Raw genomic sequence first — 21,516 nt, 5'->3', positions numbered from 1 at the left:
TTCTCCTTGTGCTTGCCTGCGCTGTCAGCCGCGTTTCCAGGCGTTGTCGGCTTCGATTCGGCGGCGTGCATGCGCCATCAGCAAGGCCAGCAAAGCCGAGGCCACGCGGGCCCGCGGGCCGTCGGCCCGGCTGGTGAGCGCGATCGGCACTCTGGCGCCCAGTACCACGCCCGAGCCGCTGGCGCCCGCCAGATACTCCAGCTGCTTGGCCAGCATGTTGCCGCTTTCCAGATCGGGCACCAGCAAGACATCAGCATCGCCCGCCACTTCGGAGCGGATGCCTTTGATACGCGCCGCTTCGGCTGAGATGGCGTTGTCAAACGCCAGCGGGCCATCGAGCATGCCGCCCGTGATCTGGCCACGGTCGGCCATCTTGCACAGCGCTGCGGCATCCAAGGTGGAAGGCATGTTGGCGGCCACTGTTTCCACCGCCGCCAGCACGGCCACTTTGGGCAACTCCACGCCCAGCACCCGCGCCAGGTCGATGGCGTTTTGCGCAATGTCGGCCTTCTCGCTCAGGCTGGGGCTGATGTTGATGGCTGCATCGGTAATGAGCAGCGGTTTGCTGTAGAGCGGCACATCAAAACGGAAGACGTGCGACAAACGCCGCCCGGTGCGCAGGGCCGGTTCGGCCAGCACCGCACGCAGCAACTCGTCGGTGTGCAAACTGCCTTTCATCATCAACTCCACCTGGTGGCTGGCCGCCAGCTCGGCAGCCTTGGCCGCTGCAGCATGGCTGTGCTCGACGCTGATGATCTCCACGCCCTCAAGCTCGATACCCGCCTCTTCCGCCACTTTGCGAATGCGCCCAACAGGCCCGATCAGCACCGGCACGATCAGGCCTTGGCGTGCGGCATCCAGGGCGCCTTGCAAAGAGCCGGGATCACAGGGATGGACCACCGCGCAGCGCAGCGCCTCCAGCCCCTTGCTTTTGGCCAACAGTGCGTTGTGACGTGCCTCAGGGTCGAACACCTTGAACAGCGGCGCCTTGGTGCGCTGCAGGCGCACTTTGCTGGCAGGCGGCAACAGCTTGGCCACGCCTTGCAAGACCAGAGCGCCATTCTGGTTGGTGACGCTGCAATCCATCTCCACGCGCTTTTTGGCATCGTCCTTGGAGAGCACGGTGGCCACCACCGTCAAGGTATCGCCCACGCGCACTGGTTGCTTGAAACGCAACTGCTGCTCCAGATAGATGGTGCCAGGGCCGGGGAATTCGGTGCCGAACAAGGCCGAGATCAGCCCCGCGCTCCACATGCCGTGCGCGATGATGCCGTGGAACAAGGTGTCTTGCGCGTAAGCCGGGTTCATGTGTGCCGGGTTGACATCGCCGGTCACAGCGGCAAAAGCCTGGATATCGTCTGCCGTCAAGGTGCGCAGCAAGCGCGCGCTCTGGCCCACTTGCAGCTCGTCATAGGTCAGGTTTTCCAGCCATTCGCCGGCGTTGCCAGCGTTTTGAGGATCGGTCATAGGTTCTCCGCCTGGTGGCTGGCAGCAGCCGCCCAGGACATCAGAAAAATCAAAAGAAGAGGGGAAAAAACAGCGCCGCTGCGCACGCCGGAGCGGGCTTGCAGCGGCGCGGGCAGGCGCTCAATCGGAGTAGCGCACCATCACATAGTCGCCAGGAGCGTCTGCCAGCACGTATTCGGGTTTGATTGCTGGCGGAGCCACCCGCTCGCCCGAGTGCTGCTTCAACCATGCGTGCATAGCTTCCCACCAGGAGCCTTGCACCACCGGCGTGGTGGCGGCCCATTCGTCGGGATCGGTCCAGACCTGTTCATCGGTTTCGGTCGATATCTGGTAGCTGCGCCGCGGGCGGCCGGGTTCGGAGACAATGCCGGCGTTATGCCCGCCGGCGGCCAGCACAAAGGTCACCGGCGCACTGGTTTGCAGGTGGATGCGGTAGACCGAGCGCCAAGGCGCCACGTGGTCCTTGGTGGTGGCCACCACCATCAGCGGCACCGCAATATCCATCAGCGCCACGGCGGCACCGGCAAAGCGGTACTGGCCACGGGCCAAGGCGTTTTCGAGGAACATCGAGCTCAGGTACTCGGTGTGCATGGCGGCAGGCAGGCGCGTCTGGTCGGAGTTCCAGCTCATCAGGTCAAAACCGGCTTCGGGCTCGCCCAGCCAGTAGCGGCGCATGCTGCGCGACCAGACCTGCTCGCGCGAGGACAGAAACTGGAAGGAGCTGCCCATGTCCTGCCCCGACATATAGCCTTTGCGCTGCATGCGCTGGCGCAAGGTGGCGAGCTGGTCTTCGTCGATGAACACGCCCAGCTCGCCAGGCTCGGTGAAATCGGTCTGCGCGGCCAGCAGCAGCACCGATACCAGCTCAGGCAATTGCTCGGGGATGAGCGCTTTTTCTTGCTCGCTGCGCTCGCGCTTTTTCTGCCGCGCCAGCCGGCCCAGGGTGGCGGCCACAATGGCCAGATAGGTGCCGCCCAGGCAGTAACCCATGGCGTGGATGCGCTGGGCGCCACTGCGCGACTGCACGGCCGCCATGGCCGCCAGCACGCCACTGCTCAGGTAATCTTCAATCTTGAGCGCGTGGTCTTCGGCGGTGGGGTTGCGCCACGAGACGATGAAGACGCTGTGCCCTTGCTCCAGCAGGTAGCGCACCATCGAGTTCTTGGGCGACAAGTCCAGGATGTAGTACTTCATGATGCACGAGGGCACGATCAGCACGGGCTCCGGGTGCACGGTGGCCGTCTTCGGCGTGTAGCAGATCAGCTCGATCAGGTGGTTGCGGAACACCACTTTGCCGGGCGTGACGGCCACGTCCTTACCCACCTCGAACTCCAGCGGCGGCAGCTTTTCCACCGGTGTCTCCACCCACTGCTGCGCCAGCCGGCCCAGGTCTTGCCAGAGGTACTTCTGGCCATCGCGCAGGCTCTGGCCCTTGGTGTCACGGGCTTTGGCCAGCACTTCAGGGTTGCACCAAGGCCAGTTGGCCGGGCACAGTGCATCGACCCACTGGCGGGCGAAAAAATTCACCATCTGCTGATTGTGGCGCGTCATGCCCTCCACCTGCACGGCCGAGCTCCACCATTCTTCCGAGGCCTTGAAGCTCTCCTTGATGGTGCGATAGGGCCACTGCGACCAGCCGGCCGAGCGAAGACGGCGGTCGGTCTCGCCCGCGCTTTCGTCCTGCACTGCCTGCTCCTGTTTGAAAGTGCTGGCCGCCACCCGGTTGTTCAAATGCAAGGCATAACGCGCCAGCTCGCGCCGCTTGCCAGGCGCTGCCGCCACATGCATGAGCCAGTCGGCGGCCGACAGGTTCAGCGCCATGGGCGACAGGCCCATGATGCTGCGGCTGAGCTTGCCGCGCACCCGGTCGTCCCAGGTGTCTTCCATACCCCGCTGCGTCTGGTTCCAAAGGGACCAAAGATCCTTGTGTTCTTTCACATGCGCTCCTAGTGCTAAACCAACAACCCAAACGATTGTGGGTTTGAGCGCCCATGGCGGGCATGACTTGAATCAATGTCTCAGGACTTGGGCTTGCGACACATTGGTGCCGCCCATGGAACGATGGCGCGGGAACTTTCCGCGCTCGGAGCGGGTTGGCGCTCTCAGCTGCCCGCTTGCGTCAGCCAGCGCACCGCGACGGAGAAGCTGACAAAGGCGAGCGCCGTGCTCACCAAAATGATGTGGGCAATGCGGCCGTTGTGCGCGCCATAGCGCTCGGCCAGCAAGGTGACATTGCTGGCGCTTGGCAGCGCTGCCACCAGGCTGAGCACCGTCACCGCAAACGGGTCCACCGGCAGACCCAGCGCAATGGCGGCGTGGCCCAGACCCAGCACCAGCAGCGGGTGGACGAACAGTTTGACCAGCGCCAGTGGCACGTAGCTGGACGGCTTGGCATATTCGGCCTGCACCATTTTGGAACGCGCCAGCACCGCGCCCACCGCAAACAAAGCCACGGGCGTTGCCGCGCTGGCCAACAGGCTCACGGTTTTGTCGATGGCAACCGGCAAGCGCCACTGCATGAACGAGGCCAGAGCGCCGAGCAGAATCGACCACGGCATCGGGTTGCTCAGCACGCCCTTGAATGCCTTGGCCAGCGCCGGCCGCATATTGCCGGCCGCACCGTCCAGGCGCGACAAGGCCAAGCACAGCGACGTGGTCAGCACCATGTCCACCAGCATCGCCAAAATGCTGGGGCCGGCCGCCGCCTCGCCGAGCAGCGCCACCAGCAGCGGCAAGCCCATGAAGCCGGTATTCGGGAAAGTGGTCACCAGGGCTCCGAAGGCGCTGTTGTTCCAATCCATTCCGCTCTTGCGGGCCGCCAATACGCAGCCGGCCACCATCAACACCTGGCACAGCATGAACAGCAGCAGCGCCGGAACGTTCATCAGCTGCTCAAACGGCAGCGAAGAACCCGCCTTGAACAACATGCAAGGCAGCGCAAAATACAGCACAAAGGCGTTGACGCCCGCTATCGCCGACAGCGGGAAAACCCCGCGTCGCGTGGCCAGATAGCCGCACAGCACCAGGGCAAAAAATGGAAAGGTGACGAGAAAGACAGACAGCACCGGCGTATTGTGCCGATTTGTGCCCAGGCTCGGCGGCCGGCGCTGTTGCGCGCGAGACCAGAGGCACTAATTTGTGGCGCCAGACGCAAAAAAACCTGCTGGTGGGCGCCACCGGCAGGTTTGGGGTTGATCGTGTGGCGCGTGGCCGCTCAGATCGTGACCAGCTTCTCCACTTCCGCGCATTTGCGGCGCGACAGTGCTAGGTTGCTGCGCTGCTTGTCGAGCACCAGGTAGAGGAACAGGCCTTCTTTTTGCGCCATCGGGCGGATGATGTGGTATTGCGAGCCCAGCGTGATCAGGATGTCGTCGATCGAGTCATTCAGACCCAGCGACTTCATGGTCTTGAGCTTGGCGCGCACCACCTCGGTGTTGCCCGCGGCGGCCAGCTCCAGATCGAGCCCGGAGCCGGCGCTGCCCAGCAGCATGCCGCTGGTACTGTCGACCAGGGCGGCACACATGGCGCCATCAACGGTCAGCAGTTGGGTCAAAGCGTCTTGTACCGATGCCATAAATCTCACCCCTTCACACACTGGCTGTTTGTCGTTGCTGGTCCCACCCGGCCAATGCTACGCATGGGTCAGCTTTTGCTGGCAGAAAAACAGTTTTCGGCCCGGCGCGCCGGGCCAGCGTGGCCTCAGGCCTTGTTCATCTCGGTGCCCACTTCGGCCGCCGCCCAGAGCACGCGGCCCAGGACGGCGCTGGTGTCGAGCACCATGCACAAAATGCAGGGAAATTCGGAGGTGACCATCTGAAACACCACGACGCCGCTGTCGGTCTCGAAGGTCAGGCGCTTGCAGCCGGCGTGGTTGATTTCGCGGCCCACGGCGCGGGCCATGGCCATCAGCGAGCCTGCCATGGCCGAGAGGCGGTTAAGCTGCAGCTCGCTATTGGTGCGCAGCGAAGCGATCTCGAAACCATCGGGGGTGCTGAGCAAAGCCACACGCACGCCGTCTACCGGACCAATCAGTTTTTCCAGCGCCTGCTGGCCTGCCGTTACCACCTGGGCAGGGATCATGGGTTGAGATGCGGTCATGAATTCTCGCTTTGCAGGGACAGCATGGAAACTAGCACACTCATTACTTCCAGCAACTGATCGCGGTTGCGCGGATCGGCCTGCAGGATCGGCACAACGCCGTAGCCCGCAGAATACACGCCTTGCGCGAATGTTTCAATTTGTGTAGCGTTGGCGTCACGCGCGCTCAAAATCAGGGTGACAGGCGCGGTCTCCAGGCGGCTGATTTCGGCCAGGATATGCGTGGTCTCATCGAGGGCCTTGGGGTCGTTCATATCGGCCATGATGAACACGCCCATCGACACCGACAACACCCACTGGCGCACAAAGCTGAAGCGCTCCTGCCCCGGGCAGCCGCAGATCTGCACGCGCTCGCCGCCGCCCAGGTCGATTTCACCGAACTCGGTGCCGACGGTGGTGAAATCTTTGGCGTGCGTGGCGCGGTCAAGGTTGCGCACGTCAGAGTTGGACATCAGCTCGCCACACAGTGAACGCACTGCGGTGGTTTTGCCGATGCCCATGGGCCCGCACAAAGCGATACGCGGCAGCGACAGCTTTTGCTGCGCTTCCCAGTCCATCTCCTGAGTCATGACGCCTTTCCTCCTCCGCGAATCCACCGGCCCAGTCGGCCTAATAATCCACTGGAGTGTACTGGCTGGCGGGTGCTTGCGGAGGCTGCCGGACGCTGATTTTGCTTGGCTACGCCACGCAGCACACCGCGGTTGCCCAGCTCGACCAGCAAGCTACGCGCCGTGTTGACATCCAGGCCGCTGTGCGTACACAACTGGCCCAGCGACACCGGCTCGCGCGAGAGCAAAGCCAACGCCCGGATGCAGGCGCCGTTATTGAACGGCGCACCCATCGACACCCAGGCCTTGAGCTGGTAGAGGAATTCCTGTTTGGCCGCTGCGCCCGCCTGGGGCTCGGCAACTGGCGCGGGCGCGCGGGCCGCCATTACCTTTTGGCGCGCTTCCCAATCGAGCAGGAAAACGGCGGCGCGGTCGAGTACATCGATCAGATCGCCCAGCGTATAACCCACTTCGAGCCGGCCCACCCATGAGGCGTTGGCCAACAGGCTGCTGCCGACATTGCCCACCGCAATGACGCAGGGCGTAGAGCCCAGCGAGGAAATCGCATCGGCCATGCCCTGGTCGATCATCAGCAGCTGCGATCGGTCACGCGGCACTTCTTTCCACGACAGCACCGATTTACGCGCTGCCACGCCGAACAGCTGCACAAAGCGATGCCGAACACTGGGCGTGAGCAATTCTGCGGATATACCGGCAGTGAGCATGAGAGATTACCAGCCTGTTATAGATAAAATTTATAAGACACCGACTCAGATATGAGTGGGCGCTATGGGGAATTCTAGAAGCTTGTCAGTTCCCTGCAAGCCTTTCCGACCGCTGTCGCCGATTTACCAACATTGGTTGACAATCGATACGATAGAACGTGCACTTTTTGTAACAATTTTACTTCTACAAAGCCACGCGGCTGCAGCAGGCAGCGCTTGCGGCTATTCTTGTGGGCTTTGCTTTTTTCTTCGTCGAAGGTGTTTGCCCCATGGCTGCCGGCCTCAATCTCGCCCAACTCCAAGCAGTGCACTACACGCAAGGGCCGTGTCTGGTGCTGGCCGGTGCGGGCTCGGGCAAGACCCGTGTCATCACGCACAAGATCGCCCGGCTGATCGAAACGGGCCTCGCGCCGCGCAAGATTGCCGCCATCACTTTCACCAACAAGGCCGCCGCTGAAATGCGCGAGCGCGCCAAAGGCCTGATCGGCCGCGCCGCCAAGGACGTGCTGATCTGCACCTTCCACGCACTGGGCGTGAAGATGGTGCGCGAAGACGGCCATGTACTCGGCCTCAAGCCGCAGTTCAGCATTCTTGACAGCGACGATGTGGTCGGCATCCTCAAAGACGCGGCCGGCGGCACGGCCGATGCCGCCACCGCCCGCCAGTGGCAGTGGACCATCAGCAAATGGAAGAACATGGGCCTGGATTACAAGGCCGCCCTGGCCCAGGCTGCGGACGACAACGAGCGCGCCATCGCCGTCATCATGCAGCGCTACGAAGAGCGCCTGACCGCCTACCAGAGCGTGGACTTTGACGACCTGATCGGCATGCCGCTGCGCCTGCTGCGCGACCACCCCGAGGTGCGCGCCAAATGGCAGGAGCACCTGGGCCACGTGCTGGTGGACGAATACCAGGACACCAACGCCACGCAGTACGAGTTGCTCAAACTGCTGGTGGGCGAGCGCGCGCACTTCACCGCCGTGGGCGACGACGACCAGAGCATTTACGGCTGGCGCGGCGCCACACTGGACAACCTGAAAAAGCTGCCGGTCGATTTCCCGCAGCTCAAGGTCATCAAGCTGGAGCAGAACTACCGCTCCACCAGCGCCATCTTGCGCGCCGCCAACAACGTCATCCAGCCCAACCCCAAGCTGTTCCCCAAAACCCTGTTCTCAGAGCTGGGCGAAGGCGAGCCGGTGCGCATTGTCGACAGCGACAGCGAAGAGCACGAGGCTGAGCGAGCCGTGGCGCGCATCATGGGCCTGCGCGCCGCCGCCAATCCGCCGCCGGACTGGAAGGATTTCGCCATCCTCTACCGCGCCAACCACATGGCCAAGCCGTTCGAGAAAGCGCTGCGCAAAGCAAACGTGCCCTACAAAGTCTCGGGCGGCACCAGCTTTTTCGACCGCGCTGAAATCCGCGATCTCTGCGCCTGGTTCCGGCTGTGGATCAACAACGACGACGACCCGGCGTTCTTGCGCGCCATCACCAACCCCAAACGCGGCATCGGCCACACCACGCTCGGCCGCCTGGGCGAGTTCTCCAAAGCGCACCGCTGCAGCATGTTTGCCGCGCTGTTCAACCACATGCTCGAAGACGCCATGCCCGCCAAGGGACGCGAGAGCCTGCTGGAGTTCGGCCGCTATATCAACGACCTCGAATACCGCGCCCGCCAGACCCGGGGCGCCGAGCAATCGCTGGCCTTCTTGATGGAATGGCTCAAAGAAATCGGCTACGAGCAGCACCTGTACGACGCCGAGGACAGCGAAACCGTGGCCGCTGCACGCTGGACCAATGTGCTGGAGTTTTGCGACTGGATGGCCCAGCGCGCCGGCGGCCAGACCACGACCAGCGCCGACATCACCACCACGGCCGAGGCCAAGAGCCTGCTCGAAGTCTCGCAGACCATTGCGCTGCTCTCCACCATCAGCGAGCGCGAGAAAGAGCAAGACATGGTGGTGCTCTCCACCTTGCACGCCAGCAAGGGCCTGGAGTGGCCGCACGTCATGCTCATCGGCGTCAACGAAGGGCTGCTCCCTTTCAAACTGGACGACGACGATGGTCGCCAGCAAAAAGTCACCGAAGACACCGCGCTGCGCCTGCAGGAAGAGCGCCGCCTGATGTACGTGGGCATCACCCGCGCCCAGCGCTCGCTGGCCGTGAGCTGGACCAAGCGGCGCAAAAAAGGCCGTGAGCTGGTGGCCGCACTGCCCAGCCGCTTTATCGCCGAAATGGGCCTGGACCAAAGCACCGCCCGCGAAGACCCGCGCGAGAAACTGCGCAAGCTGCGCGAAGAATTTGCCCGCAAAGCGCAAGACGCCGCCACACAGGGCAGCGGCACTGCCTAGCCTTTCACACCTATGACCAAAATTTTCATTCTGATCGCCGCCAGCGCCGCACTGCTGAGCGCCTGCGCCAGCTCCCCAGCGCCCCAACCACGCCCGGCCTGCCCCACGGCCCAGCAAATGGAGCAGCCCGAGCTGCTTGGCCGCTGGCAAGCCACCCTGGCCGGCCAGGCCCAGCCCACCAGCTTGCAGCTGGGCCCACACCCCGAGTGGAACGGCACCGTCAAAGGCACGATCACGCGCCCGACGGGCCAGGCCATCGTGGTGGGCGACGTGAACCAGGGTAAGCTCACCATGGAAGAATCGGCCGATGGCAAAAAGGTCAGCGGCACCTGGCTTGGCGATGTGGTGGACGGCAGCTGCGCACGCGAAATCCGCGGCGAGTGGCTGGATGATAAAGACAACAGCACCCCTTTCGTGATGCGCAAACAGTCGCAATAATGTGCGTCCACGCGGCCCGCAGCGGCCGCGCCCTCTTCTTCCAACACCATGAACACCAACGTTTTTTCCCCGGTCCAATGGGCTTGTAGCGGCCTGCTGGCCAGCCTGCTGTGGCCGGCAGCCGCCATGGCCCAGAGCAGCGCGCCCAGCGCAGCAAGCGCGCACGAAGCCCTGCGCCAGTGCCGCATGCAGCAAGACCCGACTGCCCGCCTGGCCTGCTATGACCAGCTGGCGCACCAGCAAGCGCCCGTGGCCGCCACCGGCACCAGCGCAGCAGCCAGCGTCAACACCACGCTGCCCGCAGCGGGCCAGCCCCAGTTGCAGCCGCCCGCCAGCCTGGCCGATGCCACTCCAACCAGCAGCGCCATCGGCGGTTGCCGCGATGCGGACTACACCGAAATGTCGCGCTTTTGGGAGCTGGAAGCTGGCACCGACTGCGGCACCTTCAGCTTCCGTGGCTTCCGCCCGCTGTCGGTGTCGATCTCGGCGGGTGATTCGGTCAACACCCAACCCCGCTCGGGCAACCCGAACAACTCGTCCACGGTGGCTCAGGACTACCAGAAGCAAGAAATGCGCATTCAGCTGTCGGTGCGTACCAAGCTGGCGCAAAACCTGCTGACCGACTCCAGCTCCAACCTGCGCGACTCGCTGTGGCTGGGCTACACCGGGCTGTCGTACTGGCAGGTGTTCAACTCCGACCTCTCGCGCCCCTTCCGCACCACCGACCACGAGCCGGAAATCTTCTACGTCTACCCCACCACTGCGCAACTGCCTTTTGGCTGGCGCTGGCGCTATTCGGGCGTGGGCCTGGTGCACCAATCCAACGGCCAGAGCGACCCGCTCTCGCGCAGCTGGAACCGCTACTACCTGATGACCGGCCTGGAGCTGGACAACCGTTGGCAAGTGCAGGCCAAGCTCTGGAAGCGCATGAGCGAAGGCGCCAACGAGGACAACAACCCCAGCATCGAAAACTACATCGGCCGCGGCGAGCTCAAGCTCGGCTGGAACGTGAACCAGGCCCACTGGCTGGGCCTGACCGCGCGCGGCTCACTCAACGGCCACGGCAAGGGCTCGGGCCGCATCGAATGGATGCGCACACTCGGCGACGGCTGGATGGGCGGCAAGAGCAACCTGCGCCTGCATGCCCAGCTGTTCCACGGTTATGGCGACAGCCTGATCGACTACAACAAGAAGCGCACCGTGGTCTCCGTCGGCTTCAGCCTGCTGGATTTCTGATCGGTTGAGCCTGCGCGCACTGCGCAGGGCAAAAAACTCGCAGCGCTGTCACGCACTGCGAGTTTTTTTATGGGCTTCGGGTTGGCTATCAGGACTTCAGTGCCACTGCATCCTTCTTGCCCAACGGGATCGATTTTTGCATCGGCATCAACTGCCCCGTATTGTCATTGCGGCCCTGCAGCAGGTACACGCTGTCCGGCTTTTGGTACGTCTCCACCGCCTTGATCGACAGCTTGCCGATGATGGTGTCAGGCGCGCGCAGGCGGTTGATGATGAGCACTTTGCGCAGCGAGGGAAAGTCCACCATCATGTTCTGGTCGCCTTCGCTGTCGCCGGCAATAAAGGACGGGCCGTAGCCGTACTTGCTGACCAGGAAGCGCTTGATCGACGCGGTTTTGCCCGGGCCCTGGGTCTGGTCGTAGCCGCGGCGGAACTCGGCCTGCAGCTGGCCTTGGGCGTTGCGCTCCAGCTCCATGGCCAGCACGCGGTCATCGCGGTGGCCGTAGCCGAATTCGGGGTTCGATGAGATCTCCTTGATGACGTCGACAAACGATGCCGAGCAAATCCACACGTCCCAGCCGGCGTTACGGAAGCTGGCGTACAGCCCCTGCATCTCGGGCACCAGGCGCAGGCCGTTCTTCCAACTCACCGACACCACGCCGGCCTGGCCCGGCAAGCTGGCCGGCGAAGTCCACTTGACCGCTTCGATCGGCTGCTTGAGCTGCCAGCGCACAGTCTCGGCCGTCAGCTTGCGCACCTGCTGCTCAGTCAGACCGGTGCTCAGATAGGTGACCCACGGATACGAGGTGTCATGGTCGAAGGTACCGCCAATCGCTTCGTACAAATAACGCAGCTTGGTGATAAAGGCCTGGTAGTGCTCCGAGCCCTGCACTTCTTGCAGCGATTTGCTGCCCTTGAGCCCCGAGTACTGGCCGTACAGCCAGGTGTAACTGGCGACGATGTCGGTGGCGATGGCATCGATCGCCACGGGCTGGCCCGCCGCGTTGTTGAACTCCTTGTTGAACGCCTTGCCAGGTATGTTCATGCGCAAGGCCTTGTTCAGCTGCTCGGGCGTGGCGCCAAAGGCCAGCTGCTGCAGCTGGTACACCAGCAAGGCCTCCTGGATGTCGAGAAAGATGCTGGTGTTGTCCCAGTCGAACACCACATATGGCGGTTTGTCGGCGCGGTAGTCCTTCGATGCCTTGCCCAGGCCAGCAATCATCTGCTGGAGCTGGCCATGGTTGAACAGGTCCCAGTTGCCCAGCGGCATGGCGCCCGATGACGAGGCCGAGCTGCTGCCCGTGGCGGTACTGGCGCAGCCCGTTGCCAGCAGAGCGCTGGACACGGCGGTGGAGAGAAAAACACGTCTATCCATGATGCTTCCTTTGCAAGGGTGGGTGAGGGGAAAACAGAAACCAGGAAAAAACACTCCAGGGGCTGAGACGTGCTCAGGGCGGTGGCGCGCTGACCAGAAAGGCCCGCGCCGGCGCCTCTTGCGAGGTGATCAGCGCATCGGATTCGTCCTTGAGCCGCACACCCGAGAGCTGGCGCTCGCGCGCCTGCTCCATCAGATAGCGCAGCTTGTGCACCGCTTGCGCATAAGACATGCCTTCCAGGCGCACGTTGGAGATGCAGTTGCGCGACTCGTCGGTGAGGCCCACGCGCGGGCTCCAGGTGAGGTAGATGCCCATGCTGTCGGGCGAGCTCAGGCCCGGCCGCTCGCCCACCAGCACCACCACCAAGGCGGCGTCCAGCGCGGCCCCCACCTCGTCGCCCACGGCCACGCGGGCGTTCTTCACCAGCACCAGCGGGCCCACGCGCCAGTCTTTTTCAATGGCAGGTAACAGGCGCTGCAAAAACGCCTGCGCATTGCGCTCAATCGCCAACGAAGACAGGCCATCGGCAATCACAAACACCACATCGGGCGAGTCTGCCGCTTGCTGTTGCAACAGCGCTTGGGAGTCTTCGCTCAAGCGCCGGCCCAGGTCCGGGCGTTGCAAATACGTGGGGCGGTCGTGCGCTGCGCTATGCAAGCGCACTACCGCGCCCAAAGCCTGCAGCTCGCGCTCCAGCGCGTCAAAATCCACTTCGCGGTGCACCGCTACGCGCGCTTGCGCATGGGCCTGGGCAAAAGCCAATTGCGGCTGCGTCGGCATGCTGGTGCCGGCCCGCCCCAGCGCAATACGCGCTGCCGTGAACTGGCGCAGCTTTTCCCAGGGATTGGGCGTCACCGCAGAGGTGGTAGCGGCGGTGGTGGAATCGTTCAAATCAGATGCCATGCTGCCCTCCGCTCTCAGGCCAGTTGCGCCAAAGCGCGCTGAAACGGCGCCGGCAAGCCCGGTGCCAGACGGAGCTCAGGCCCGGCTTCGACAATGCCCATGCCGTGCAGCCAGGCTTCGAACTCGGGTGTAGGCCGCAGCCCCAGCACCTTGCGCACATAGAGCGCATCGTGGAAGGACGTGGTCTGGTAGTTCAGCATGATGTCGTCCGAGCCCGGAATACCCATGATGAAATTGATCCCCGCCACGCCAAACAGCGTCAGCAGCACATCCATGTCGTTCTGATCGGCCTCGGCGTGGTTGGTGTAGCAAACATCGCAGCCCATCGGCAGGCCCAGCAGCTTGCCGCAGAAATGGTCTTCCAAACCGGCGCGGATGATCTGCTTGCCGTCGTACAAATACTCGGGCCCGATAAAGCCCACCACCGTGTTCACCAGCAGCGGCTTGAACTTGCGCGCCACCGCATAGGCGCGGGCCTCGCAGGTCTGCTGGTCGAGCCCGTGGTTGGCCCCGGCCGACAGCGCGCTGCCCTGCCCGGTTTCAAAGTACATGGCGTTGTTGCCTACACTGCCGCGGGCCAAGCTTTGCGCAGCGTCGTAGCCTTCTTGCAGCACCGCCAAATCCACGCCAAAGCTGCGGTTGGCGGCCTGCGTACCTGCGATCGACTGGAACACCAGGTCCACCGGCGCGCCGCGCCGAATGGCCTCGATGCTGGTGGTCACATGGGTGAGCACGCAAGACTGGGTGGGAATGTTGTACTGCTGGATCACCTCGTCGAGCATGTGGATCAAGGTGGTCACCGCCGCGATGCTGTCCGTGGCCGGGTTGATACCAATGACCGCGTCGCCATTGCCGTACATCAGCCCGTCGACCAGGCTCGCAGCAATGCCGGTCGGGTCATCGGTCGGGTGGTTGGGCTGCAAGCGTGTGGACATGCGGCCTTTGAGCCCGACCGTGCTGCGAAAGCGCGTCACCACCCGGCATTTCTGCGCAATCAGGATCAGGTCCTGGTTGCGGCAGATTTTGGAGACGGCGGCCACCATCTCCGGCGTCAAACCGGCGGCCAGCGCCGCCAGGCTGGCTTCGGTCGCCGCATCGGACAGCAGCCAGTCGCGAAAGCCGCCCACCGTCAGATGCGCTACCGACGCAAAGGCCTTGGCGTCATGCTCGTCGATGATGAGCCGCGTGACTTCGTCCGACTCGTAAGGCACCAGCGCCTCGCTCAAAAAACGCTTCAGCGGCACATCGGCCAAAGCCATCTGCGCAGCTACGCGCTCTTCGTCGTTGGCGGCAGCCACGCCGGCCAGGCAGTCGCCCGAGCGCGCTGGCGTGGCCTTGGCCATCACCTCGCGCAACGATGCAAACTGGTGGCGTTCGCCGCCTGCAATATGGGAGTAACTCATGCTTTCCTCGAAACTCGGTCAGGCGTGTCAATCGGTCTCGCCGGGCGCGTCGGCCACCAGGTGGTGGCGGCTGTAGAACGCAAAGTAGGCCACGAAGATGGCGTAGACAATAAGCGCGCCCACCAGCACCCGAGGATCAACCAGAAAGCCCGCCACCACCGCAATGCAAGCCAGCACCAGGGCAATGCCCGATGTCACCACACCGCCGGGCGTGCGATAAGCGCGCGGCAGATTCGGCTCTTTGATGCGCAGCCAGATGTGTGAGGCCATCATCATCACGTAGGAGAGCGTGGCACCAAACACGGCCACCAGAATCAGCAGATCGCCTTGGCCGGTGAGCGACAGCGCAAAGCCGATGATGCCGGGCACCAGCAGCGCGAGAAACGGCGTCTTGCGCTGGGTGGTCAGCGACAGCGAACGCGGCAGATAGCCCGAGCGCGACATGGCGAACACCAGGCGCGAGTAGCCGTAGATGATCGAGAAAAAGCTGGCAATCAAACCGGCGAGCCCGACAAAGTTGACGAAGCGGCTGATCCAGTTGGGGCCGCCAAACACCTTGCTCGACTCCAGCGCTTCCACCAGCGGATTGCCCGAATTCATCAGCGCCGCAGCGCCCGCACCGCCCGGTGCCAGCACCAGAATCAGGCCGCAGAACAGCACCAGCGCCAAGATGGCGCCAATCAGGCCGCGCGGCAGATCGCGCTTGGGGTCGCTGGCCTCTTCAGCGGCCAGCGGCACGCCTTCCACCGCCAGGAAAAACCAGATGCCATAAGGAATGCAAGCCCAGATGCCGATATAGCCGAACGGCAGGAAAGAGCTGGCGCCCCAGGCATTGGTAGGCGCAATGTCGAACAGGTTTTGCACCTGGAAATGCGGCACCATGGCCACGATGAACACCACCAGGGCCACCACCGCCAGCGCGGTCACGGCAAAGATCAGACGCAAGGCCTCGCCTGCGCCGTAGATGTGGATGCCCAGAAACACCGCGTAAAAGCCGAGGTAGACCATCCAGCCGTCGATACCGAACAGCGACTGGCAATACGCGCCGATGAACACCGCAATCGCCGCCGGCGCAATCGCATATTCGATCAAGATCGCCACGCCACACAAAAACCCGCCCCAGGGCCCGAAAGCGCGCCGGGCAAAGCCGTAACCGCCACCGGCGGTGGGCGCAATCGTGGCCAGTTCTGCCAGGGCAAAACACATGCAGGTGTACATGGTGGCCATGAGGCCGGAGGCGATCATCAGACCGCCCCAACCGCCGGTTTTGAGGCCGAAGTTCCAGCCGGCGAAATCACCGGAGATCACATAGGCGATGCCCAGACCGACCAGCAGCAACCAGCCGGCCGCGCCGCGCTTGAGCTGCCGCTGGTCAAAATAATCAGCACCGACCGCCTGGCCGGTTCCGGAGACACTGGTTTCATTTGCCATAGCAGCCTCACATAGAGTGGATGAATAAGACCTGAAATAAGATCGCTTGCATTCATCGTCGCGATAAATGCGATAGCGCTCTATCCACTTTCGGCAAATTTCGATGGGGAGAATGCTGCATTGACCCTGCCTGGCCTTTGGCTGACCATGGCAACATCGCGCCACCAGCGCCTGCCCACCCTCCACCGGGAACGCCGTATGACCCTAGAAGCCACGTCCCTCTTCAGTTCCGCTGCTGCCAGCGGGCTTGGCGCGCGCCTGCAGGTGGCCCAGACCTGCGATGTCGACGAACAAGCAGCCTTGCTGCAGGGCTGGAACCAGAATTACGAGCAGATTTCCTCCGGGCCATTTCAGGGCAGCGTCCAAACCCTGAGCCTGGGGCCAATTCTGGCGTTACAAGAATTTACCAACCAGGCCCTGCACCAGACCGGTGAGCTTGGCAAAGGCCAGGTCGCCGTCGGCCTGCCGCTGGAGCTGCAGGGCAACACCATGTTCTGCAACCAGGCTTGCAGCCTGGAGCATGCGATCGTGTTCTCGGGCGAGACACCGTTTGAATTTGTCTCCCCCGGCGGGCTGAAAATTCTCAACTTCGTGGTGGACGCCCACAGCCTGCACAGCTGTTTCACGCCCGGCGAGTACGACGCGCTGCTGGCGCAGCTGGAAAAGCCGCATCTGCGCACGGTGAGCGCACACGAGAAAAAGCGCCTGCCGATCTTGCTGGCCGATGCCCAGGAGACCATGGCGCGCCTGCCCGAAGCAGGCCTGCAAGAAGGCCCGGTGGCCAATATGGTGCACGATCTGCTCTCGGGCGTGGCCTCGGTGCTGCTCGATGGCCTGGGCAGCGATGTACAGGAATCGCTCTGCTACCAGCGTCGCGCCAACATCGTCAGCATGGCCCGCGACCAGGTGGTGGGCAGCGGCGCCGATGGCTCGGCAACGGTAGAGAGCCTGTGCAAGGAGCTGGCGGTGAGCCGCCGAGCGCTGCAATATTCTTTCCAGGAGGTGCTGGGCATCTCGCCGCAAAACTATTTGCGCGCTGTCCGCTTGAATGGTGCGCGCCGCGCCATCAAGCAAAGCAGCAGCGTGTCAGACGCGGCAGCCGCCTGGGGCTTTTGGCATTTTGGGCGCTTCTCACAAGAGTACAAGGCGCTGTTTGGCGAGCTGCCCTCGCAAACCGCCAAGCGCTTTCACTGACGCCGCTCAGCGCAAAACGTAACAGGGCGCTGCCACGGCAGCGCCCTGTTTTTTGAGCCTGTGTACTCAGCAACCAAAGGCTCAGTCCGGCACCACAGCTGTCACCTCGATCTCCACCTTGGCGCGGTCTTCGATCAGCGCGGCCACTTCCACCGCTGTCATCGCGGCGTTGAACGAGCCGATCAGCTCGCGGAAAGCCTTGCCGATTTCCGGGTAAGCCGCTTCATAGGCTTTGCGGTCGGTCACGTACCAGGTCATGCGCACAATGTGCTCAGGTTTGGCGTCGCCCGCGGCGAGCACCTCGACAATGTTTTGCAGCGCCTGGCGCACCTGGCCGGCCAGATCGTCGGTGTGGAATACGCCCTGAGCGTCCCAGCCGATCATGCCGGCCACAAACACCATGCGCCCTTTGGCAGTCACCCCGTTGGCATAGCCTTTGGGGCGGGGCCATCCCGGTGGCAGTAGAACTTGCATTGCGCTTCCTTTCCTCAAAAAACCGTGGGCCCAGTGCCCATCCATTGCTCGATGCTGCTGCGCAAAGCCGCTGGCGCAGCAATTGCCTGGTGCGTGTCCAGGCTGGTAAAAACCAAAACTTTGTGGGCCGAAACCTTCAACTCGCCATCGGCGCCCAGCGCCTCTACGCGCAAGCGCAAAGAGCGGCTGCCCAAATGCTCGACCGCCAGGCGCAGCTGCAGCACCTCACCCATGCGGCCAATGGCCTTGAAATCGCAATCCAGGTGCACGATAGGCAGGCCCACGCGCTCTTGCTGCAGCATGCGGCCATAACCGTAGCCCAGGCCGTGGTTGAACCAGTCTTCCACCAAGCCGTTGAAGAGCACCAGATACTGCGGAAAAAACACGATGCCTGCCAGATCACAGTGCGCAAAGCGGATCGGCATTTGCGTGCTGAACCAGCGCGGGCTCGTCTTGTCTTGTGCTTCTTGCATGGCCGCCTCAAATTCCGATATAGCGCTGCCACAGCTCGGGCTGCGCTTCGAGGCTGGCCGAATCGCCCTGCCACACCACCTGACCGCGCTCAATGATGGTGTGGCGGTCTGCCAAAGCCACCAGGCGCTTGACGTATTTGTCGATCACCAGAATCGTCTGCCCTTCAGCGCGCAAGGCCGCCAGGCAGCGCCAGATCTCTTCGCGGATCAGCGGCGCCAGGCCTTCGGTGGCCTCATCCAGAATCAGCAGGTGCGGGTTGGTCATCAGCGCGCGGCCGATGGCCAGCATTTGCTGCTCGCCACCCGAGAGCCGGTTGCCCAGGTTGCGCGAGCGCTCGGCCAAGCGCGGGAACAGCGCGTACACGCGCTCCAGCGTCCACGGCGTGGGCGATGCATTGCGCTGTGCGGCAAAGGCCAGCAGGTTCTCCTGCACCGTCAGGTTGGCAAAAATCTGCCGCCCTTCAGGCACCACGGCCATGCCCATGCGGGCAATGCGATCGGCCGGCAAACGCTCAATACGCTCACCGCGAAAGCGGATGCTGCCAGCGCGCGCCGGCGTCAACCCCAGCAGGCTGCGCACCGTGGTGGTTTTGCCCATGCCATTGCGCCCCAGCAAGCTGGCTACTTCGCCTTGGCCAATGGCCAGCTGCATGCCAAACAACACCTGGCTGCTGCCGTAGGCGGTGTCGAGCTGTTCTACTTCCAGCAAGGCACTCATGCCAGCTCCTCATCGCCCAGGTAGGCCCGTTTTACATCGGCGTTGCGGCGAATCTCGTCCGGCGTGCCGCTGGCAATCACCTTGCCAAACACCAGGGCAGAAATACGGTCGGCCAGGCGGAAAACCGCGTCCATGTCGTGCTCCACCAGCAAGATGGTGGTGTGCTGGCGCAGTTGCAGCAGCAGCTCCACCATGCGCTCCGACTCGTCCGGCCCCATGCCGGCCATGGGCTCGTCGAGCAGCAGCATGCGCGGCTGACAAGCCAGCGCCAGCCCCACTTCGAGCTGGCGCTGCTCGCCGTGCGCCAACATGCCAGCCAGGTGGTGCAACTGCTTTTGCAGGCCCACACGCTCGGCAAACTCGGCGGCCTGCGCATAGCGCTCGGCCTCGGCCCGTGCCGGGCGCCAAAAGCGCCAGTTCGAGCCATCGCGCGCCTGCACAGCCAGCGCCAGGTTCTCCTGCACCGACAAACGTTTGAAGATGCTCGTGATTTGGTACGAGCGCACCAGACCGCGCTGCACGCGCGCCGGCATGCTCAGCGCGTTCACGCGCTCGCCGGCAAAAACGATGTCACCGCTGTCAGGCGCCAGCGCGCCCGAGAGCTGGTGGATCAGCGTGGTTTTGCCCGCACCGTTGGGGCCGATCAGCGCGTGGATCTCACCGGTTTGTACGCTGAAATTGGCGTGATCGGTGGCCGTCAACCCACCAAAGCGTTTGACGAGCTGGCGTACTTCCAGCAAGGGCGTGTTGGCTGTCATGGCTTTCTCCACAGGCCGCGGCGCAGGCTGAGCAAGCCGTTGGGTGCCACCAGCACCACCAGCAGCAACACTGCGCCCAGACCCAGTTGCCAGTGCATGGTGTAGGCGGCCAAAAACTCTTCCAGCAGCAAGAACACCGCAGCGCCCACCAGCCCACCATACAGGTAGCCCACGCCCCCCAGAATCACCATGATCAGCAAGATGCCCGACTGCGTCCACTGCAGCACACCGGGGCCGACAAAGTTGCTCTGGTTCACCAGCATGGCGCCAGCCAGGCCGGCAAAAGCGCCGGCAATCGTGAAAGCCACCAGCTTGAAGCGGTAGACCGGAAAGCCGATCGCCAGCATGCGGGTCTCGTTCTCTTTGATGGCCTGCAGCACATGGCCAAAGCGGGCGTTGAGCATGCGCGCCATCAGCAAGGTACACAACGCCACCACGGCCAGTACCACGTAGTAGAAGGTGCTGTCGTCGCCCAGATCCAGGCCCAGGCCAACGCTGGAGCGCGCAGCCAGCGACAGGCCGTCATCACCGCCCAGCGATTTGAACGACATGATCAGATAGAACAGCATTTGCGCAAACGCCAGAGTGATCATGATGAAGTACACGCCCTGCGTGCGCAGGCTGATGGCCCCCACCAGCAAGGCAAACAAGGCGCCCATCAAGGCCGCCAGCGGCCAGGCCAGCCAGGCCGAGGTCAGCCCTTGCTGCGCGAGCACGCCGACCGTGTAGGCCCCCAGGCCCACAAAAGCCGCGTGGCCAAAGCTGACCATGCCGCCAAAACCGAGAATGAAATTGAGGCTGGCCGCCGCCAAGGCAAAGATCAGCACGCGGCTGGCCACGCCGATGTAAAAGCTTTCGTTCAAAGCGTTGGCGATGGTGGGAAACAGCGCCAGCAAGACCAGCAGCGGCAGCATCAGCCGCCAGTGCAAACGGTGATCCAGAATGCTGTGCAGCGCCAGCACGGGCGGCTTGGCCGCCGCCGGGGAGGAAGTGTTTTCAGTCATGGGCTGGGAACAGGCCTTGGGGTTTGTAGAACAGCACAGCGGCCATCAACACATAGATCAGAATCGAGGCCACCGCCGGGCCGGCGTTGGCTGCAATATCTGGGCCCATGGTGTGCTCGAACAACATGGGCACCACGGTGCGGCCAGCCGTGTCGACCAGGCCCACCAGCAAAGCGCCCAGCAGCGCACCACGCACCGAGCCAATGCCGCCAATCACGATCACCACAAAGGCCAGAATCAGGATGCTCTCGCCCATACCCACCTGCACGGCCAGCAGCGGGCCGAGCATGCCGCCGGCCACCGCACACAAGGCCGCGCCCAAGGCAAACACCAAGGTGAACAGGCGGCGCACATTGGCGCCCATGCTGGTAGCCATCTCGTGGTTGGCGGCACCCGCACGCACCTGCATGCCAAAGCGCGTGCGCGTGACCAGCACGTAGAGCAGCGCCGCCACCACCAAACCTACGGCAATGATCAGCAGCCGGTAAGCCGGGTAAGAGAAGCCGGCGAACAGCTCCACCGGACCGGCCAGGCTGGCGGGCGGGTTCAGCTGCAAAGGCTGGGCGCCCCAGATGATGCGCACCAGCTCATTGCTCATCAGGAGAATGGCGAAGGTGCCCATCACCTGCGACAGATGGTCGCGGTGGTAGAGCCGCCGCAGCACCGTGTATTCCAGAACAATGCCCACCAGCACCGTGGCCACCACGCCCAGCAACAGGCCCAGCCAGAACGAGCCGGTGGCCTGAGTCAGCGTGGCCACCAGATAGGCGCCGATCATGTAGAGCGAGCCATGGGCGAGGTTGATCATGTCCATGATGCCGAAGACGAGCGTCAGGCCCGCCGCCAGCAAAAACAGCATGAGCCCGAACTGCAGGCCGTTGAGCAGTTGTTCCAGAATCAGGATCGAGTTCATCGCAAAGGG

General features: G+C 63.3%; 21 protein-coding genes. 4 read left to right on the top strand and 17 right to left on the bottom strand.

Annotation, left to right across the window (positions count from 1 at the left end):
• Positions 1 to 24: 24 nt before the first annotated feature.
• The 7 genes from ACFIQF_RS08895 to ACFIQF_RS08865 form a co-directional block, all read right to left on the bottom strand.
• Positions 25 to 1,467, bottom strand: a complete 1,443-nt coding sequence (locus ACFIQF_RS08895) for a bifunctional enoyl-CoA hydratase/phosphate acetyltransferase (protein ID WP_393942038.1) — start codon at positions 1,465 to 1,467, stop codon at positions 25 to 27.
• 120 nt (positions 1,468 to 1,587) lie between these two features.
• Positions 1,588 to 3,354, bottom strand: a complete 1,767-nt coding sequence (locus ACFIQF_RS08890; protein ID WP_393942036.1) for a PHA/PHB synthase family protein — start codon at positions 3,352 to 3,354, stop codon at positions 1,588 to 1,590.
• A gap of 215 nt (positions 3,355 to 3,569) precedes the next feature.
• Complete coding sequence (locus ACFIQF_RS08885) at positions 3,570 to 4,532, bottom strand: AEC family transporter (RefSeq protein WP_393942034.1); 963 nt, start codon at positions 4,530 to 4,532, stop codon at positions 3,570 to 3,572.
• Positions 4,533 to 4,681: 149 nt separating this feature from the next.
• Positions 4,682 to 5,041: a hypothetical protein gene (locus ACFIQF_RS08880; protein WP_393942032.1), complete on the bottom strand. Its 360-nt coding sequence runs from the start codon at positions 5,039 to 5,041 to the stop codon at positions 4,682 to 4,684.
• 125 nt (positions 5,042 to 5,166) lie between these two features.
• Positions 5,167 to 5,565, bottom strand: a complete 399-nt coding sequence (locus tag ACFIQF_RS08875) for a roadblock/LC7 domain-containing protein (protein ID WP_393942030.1) — start codon at positions 5,563 to 5,565, stop codon at positions 5,167 to 5,169.
• Positions 5,562 to 6,134, bottom strand: a complete 573-nt coding sequence (locus tag ACFIQF_RS08870) for a GTP-binding protein (RefSeq protein WP_393942028.1) — start codon at positions 6,132 to 6,134, stop codon at positions 5,562 to 5,564. The genes ACFIQF_RS08875 and ACFIQF_RS08870 overlap by 4 nt, the downstream gene beginning before the upstream one ends.
• Positions 6,131 to 6,838 carry a hypothetical protein gene (locus tag ACFIQF_RS08865; RefSeq protein WP_393942026.1) on the bottom strand — a complete coding sequence of 236 codons (708 nt, stop codon included), beginning with the start codon at positions 6,836 to 6,838 and terminating at the stop codon, positions 6,131 to 6,133. The genes ACFIQF_RS08870 and ACFIQF_RS08865 overlap by 4 nt, the downstream gene beginning before the upstream one ends.
• A gap of 269 nt (positions 6,839 to 7,107) precedes the next feature.
• Between ACFIQF_RS08865 and ACFIQF_RS08860 the strand changes: the two genes are divergently transcribed.
• From ACFIQF_RS08860 to ACFIQF_RS08850, 3 genes are read left to right on the top strand one after another with little or no spacing between them, the layout of a single operon-like run.
• Positions 7,108 to 9,186 carry an ATP-dependent helicase gene (locus tag ACFIQF_RS08860; RefSeq protein ID WP_393942025.1) on the top strand — a complete coding sequence of 693 codons (2,079 nt, stop codon included), beginning with the start codon at positions 7,108 to 7,110 and terminating at the stop codon, positions 9,184 to 9,186.
• Positions 9,187 to 9,198: 12 nt separating this feature from the next.
• Complete coding sequence (locus ACFIQF_RS08855) at positions 9,199 to 9,624, top strand: polymer-forming cytoskeletal protein (RefSeq protein ID WP_393942024.1); 426 nt, start codon at positions 9,199 to 9,201, stop codon at positions 9,622 to 9,624.
• 48 nt (positions 9,625 to 9,672) lie between these two features.
• A complete protein-coding gene (locus ACFIQF_RS08850; protein WP_393942023.1) occupies positions 9,673 to 10,860 on the top strand; it encodes a phospholipase A in 1,188 nt (395 codons plus the stop codon).
• Between the two features lie 88 nt (positions 10,861 to 10,948).
• On the opposite strand, the gene ACFIQF_RS08845 is transcribed toward ACFIQF_RS08850, so the two are convergent.
• From ACFIQF_RS08845 to eat, 4 genes are all read right to left on the bottom strand, one after another.
• A complete protein-coding gene (locus ACFIQF_RS08845; protein ID WP_393942021.1) occupies positions 10,949 to 12,235 on the bottom strand; it encodes an HAD family hydrolase in 1,287 nt (428 codons plus the stop codon).
• Between the two features lie 73 nt (positions 12,236 to 12,308).
• Entirely contained in the window at positions 12,309 to 13,139 is an 831-nt protein-coding gene (gene eutC / locus ACFIQF_RS08840; RefSeq protein ID WP_393942020.1) for an ethanolamine ammonia-lyase subunit EutC, read from the bottom strand.
• Between the two features lie 14 nt (positions 13,140 to 13,153).
• Positions 13,154 to 14,542: an ethanolamine ammonia-lyase subunit EutB gene (locus tag ACFIQF_RS08835; RefSeq protein ID WP_393942018.1), complete on the bottom strand. Its 1,389-nt coding sequence runs from the start codon at positions 14,540 to 14,542 to the stop codon at positions 13,154 to 13,156.
• Positions 14,543 to 14,569: 27 nt separating this feature from the next.
• Entirely contained in the window at positions 14,570 to 15,973 is a 1,404-nt protein-coding gene (gene eat, locus ACFIQF_RS08830; protein WP_393942017.1) for an ethanolamine permease, read from the bottom strand.
• A 198-nt stretch (positions 15,974 to 16,171) separates the two neighbouring features.
• Between eat and ACFIQF_RS08825 the strand changes: the two genes are divergently transcribed.
• Entirely contained in the window at positions 16,172 to 17,167 is a 996-nt protein-coding gene (locus tag ACFIQF_RS08825; protein WP_393942015.1) for a helix-turn-helix domain-containing protein, read from the top strand.
• 81 nt (positions 17,168 to 17,248) lie between these two features.
• Here ACFIQF_RS08825 and ACFIQF_RS08820 read toward each other — a convergent pair whose 3' ends face one another.
• The 6 genes from ACFIQF_RS08820 to ACFIQF_RS08795 are packed head-to-tail and all read right to left on the bottom strand — an operon-like array spanning position 17,249 to position 21,507.
• Positions 17,249 to 17,641, bottom strand: a complete 393-nt coding sequence (locus ACFIQF_RS08820) for a RidA family protein (protein WP_393942014.1) — start codon at positions 17,639 to 17,641, stop codon at positions 17,249 to 17,251.
• A 14-nt stretch (positions 17,642 to 17,655) separates the two neighbouring features.
• Positions 17,656 to 18,114, bottom strand: a complete 459-nt coding sequence (locus ACFIQF_RS08815) for an acyl-CoA thioesterase (protein ID WP_393942012.1) — start codon at positions 18,112 to 18,114, stop codon at positions 17,656 to 17,658.
• 7 nt (positions 18,115 to 18,121) lie between these two features.
• Positions 18,122 to 18,832 (bottom strand): ABC transporter ATP-binding protein, encoded by a 711-nt coding sequence (locus ACFIQF_RS08810; RefSeq protein WP_393942010.1) that lies wholly within the window; start codon positions 18,830 to 18,832, stop codon positions 18,122 to 18,124.
• On the bottom strand, positions 18,829 to 19,590 hold the full coding sequence (locus tag ACFIQF_RS08805) for an ABC transporter ATP-binding protein (RefSeq protein WP_393942008.1): 762 nt from the start codon (positions 19,588 to 19,590) through the stop codon (positions 18,829 to 18,831). The genes ACFIQF_RS08810 and ACFIQF_RS08805 overlap by 4 nt, the downstream gene beginning before the upstream one ends.
• Positions 19,587 to 20,594, bottom strand: a complete 1,008-nt coding sequence (locus ACFIQF_RS08800) for a branched-chain amino acid ABC transporter permease (protein WP_393942007.1) — start codon at positions 20,592 to 20,594, stop codon at positions 19,587 to 19,589. Before ACFIQF_RS08800 ends, ACFIQF_RS08805 begins: the two co-directional genes overlap by 4 nt.
• Positions 20,587 to 21,507, bottom strand: coding sequence for a branched-chain amino acid ABC transporter permease (locus ACFIQF_RS08795; protein ID WP_393942005.1), 921 nt, complete (start codon positions 21,505 to 21,507; stop codon positions 20,587 to 20,589). Before ACFIQF_RS08795 ends, ACFIQF_RS08800 begins: the two co-directional genes overlap by 8 nt.
• Positions 21,508 to 21,516: the final 9 nt, after the last annotated feature.

Origin of the sequence: Comamonas trifloxystrobinivorans, assembly GCF_043359985.1 — a bacterium.
Classification (GTDB): domain Bacteria; phylum Pseudomonadota; class Gammaproteobacteria; order Burkholderiales; family Burkholderiaceae_C; genus Comamonas; species Comamonas trifloxystrobinivorans.
Note: the sequence above shows the minus strand (reverse complement) of the source record. Positions and strands in the feature narration are given on the sequence as shown.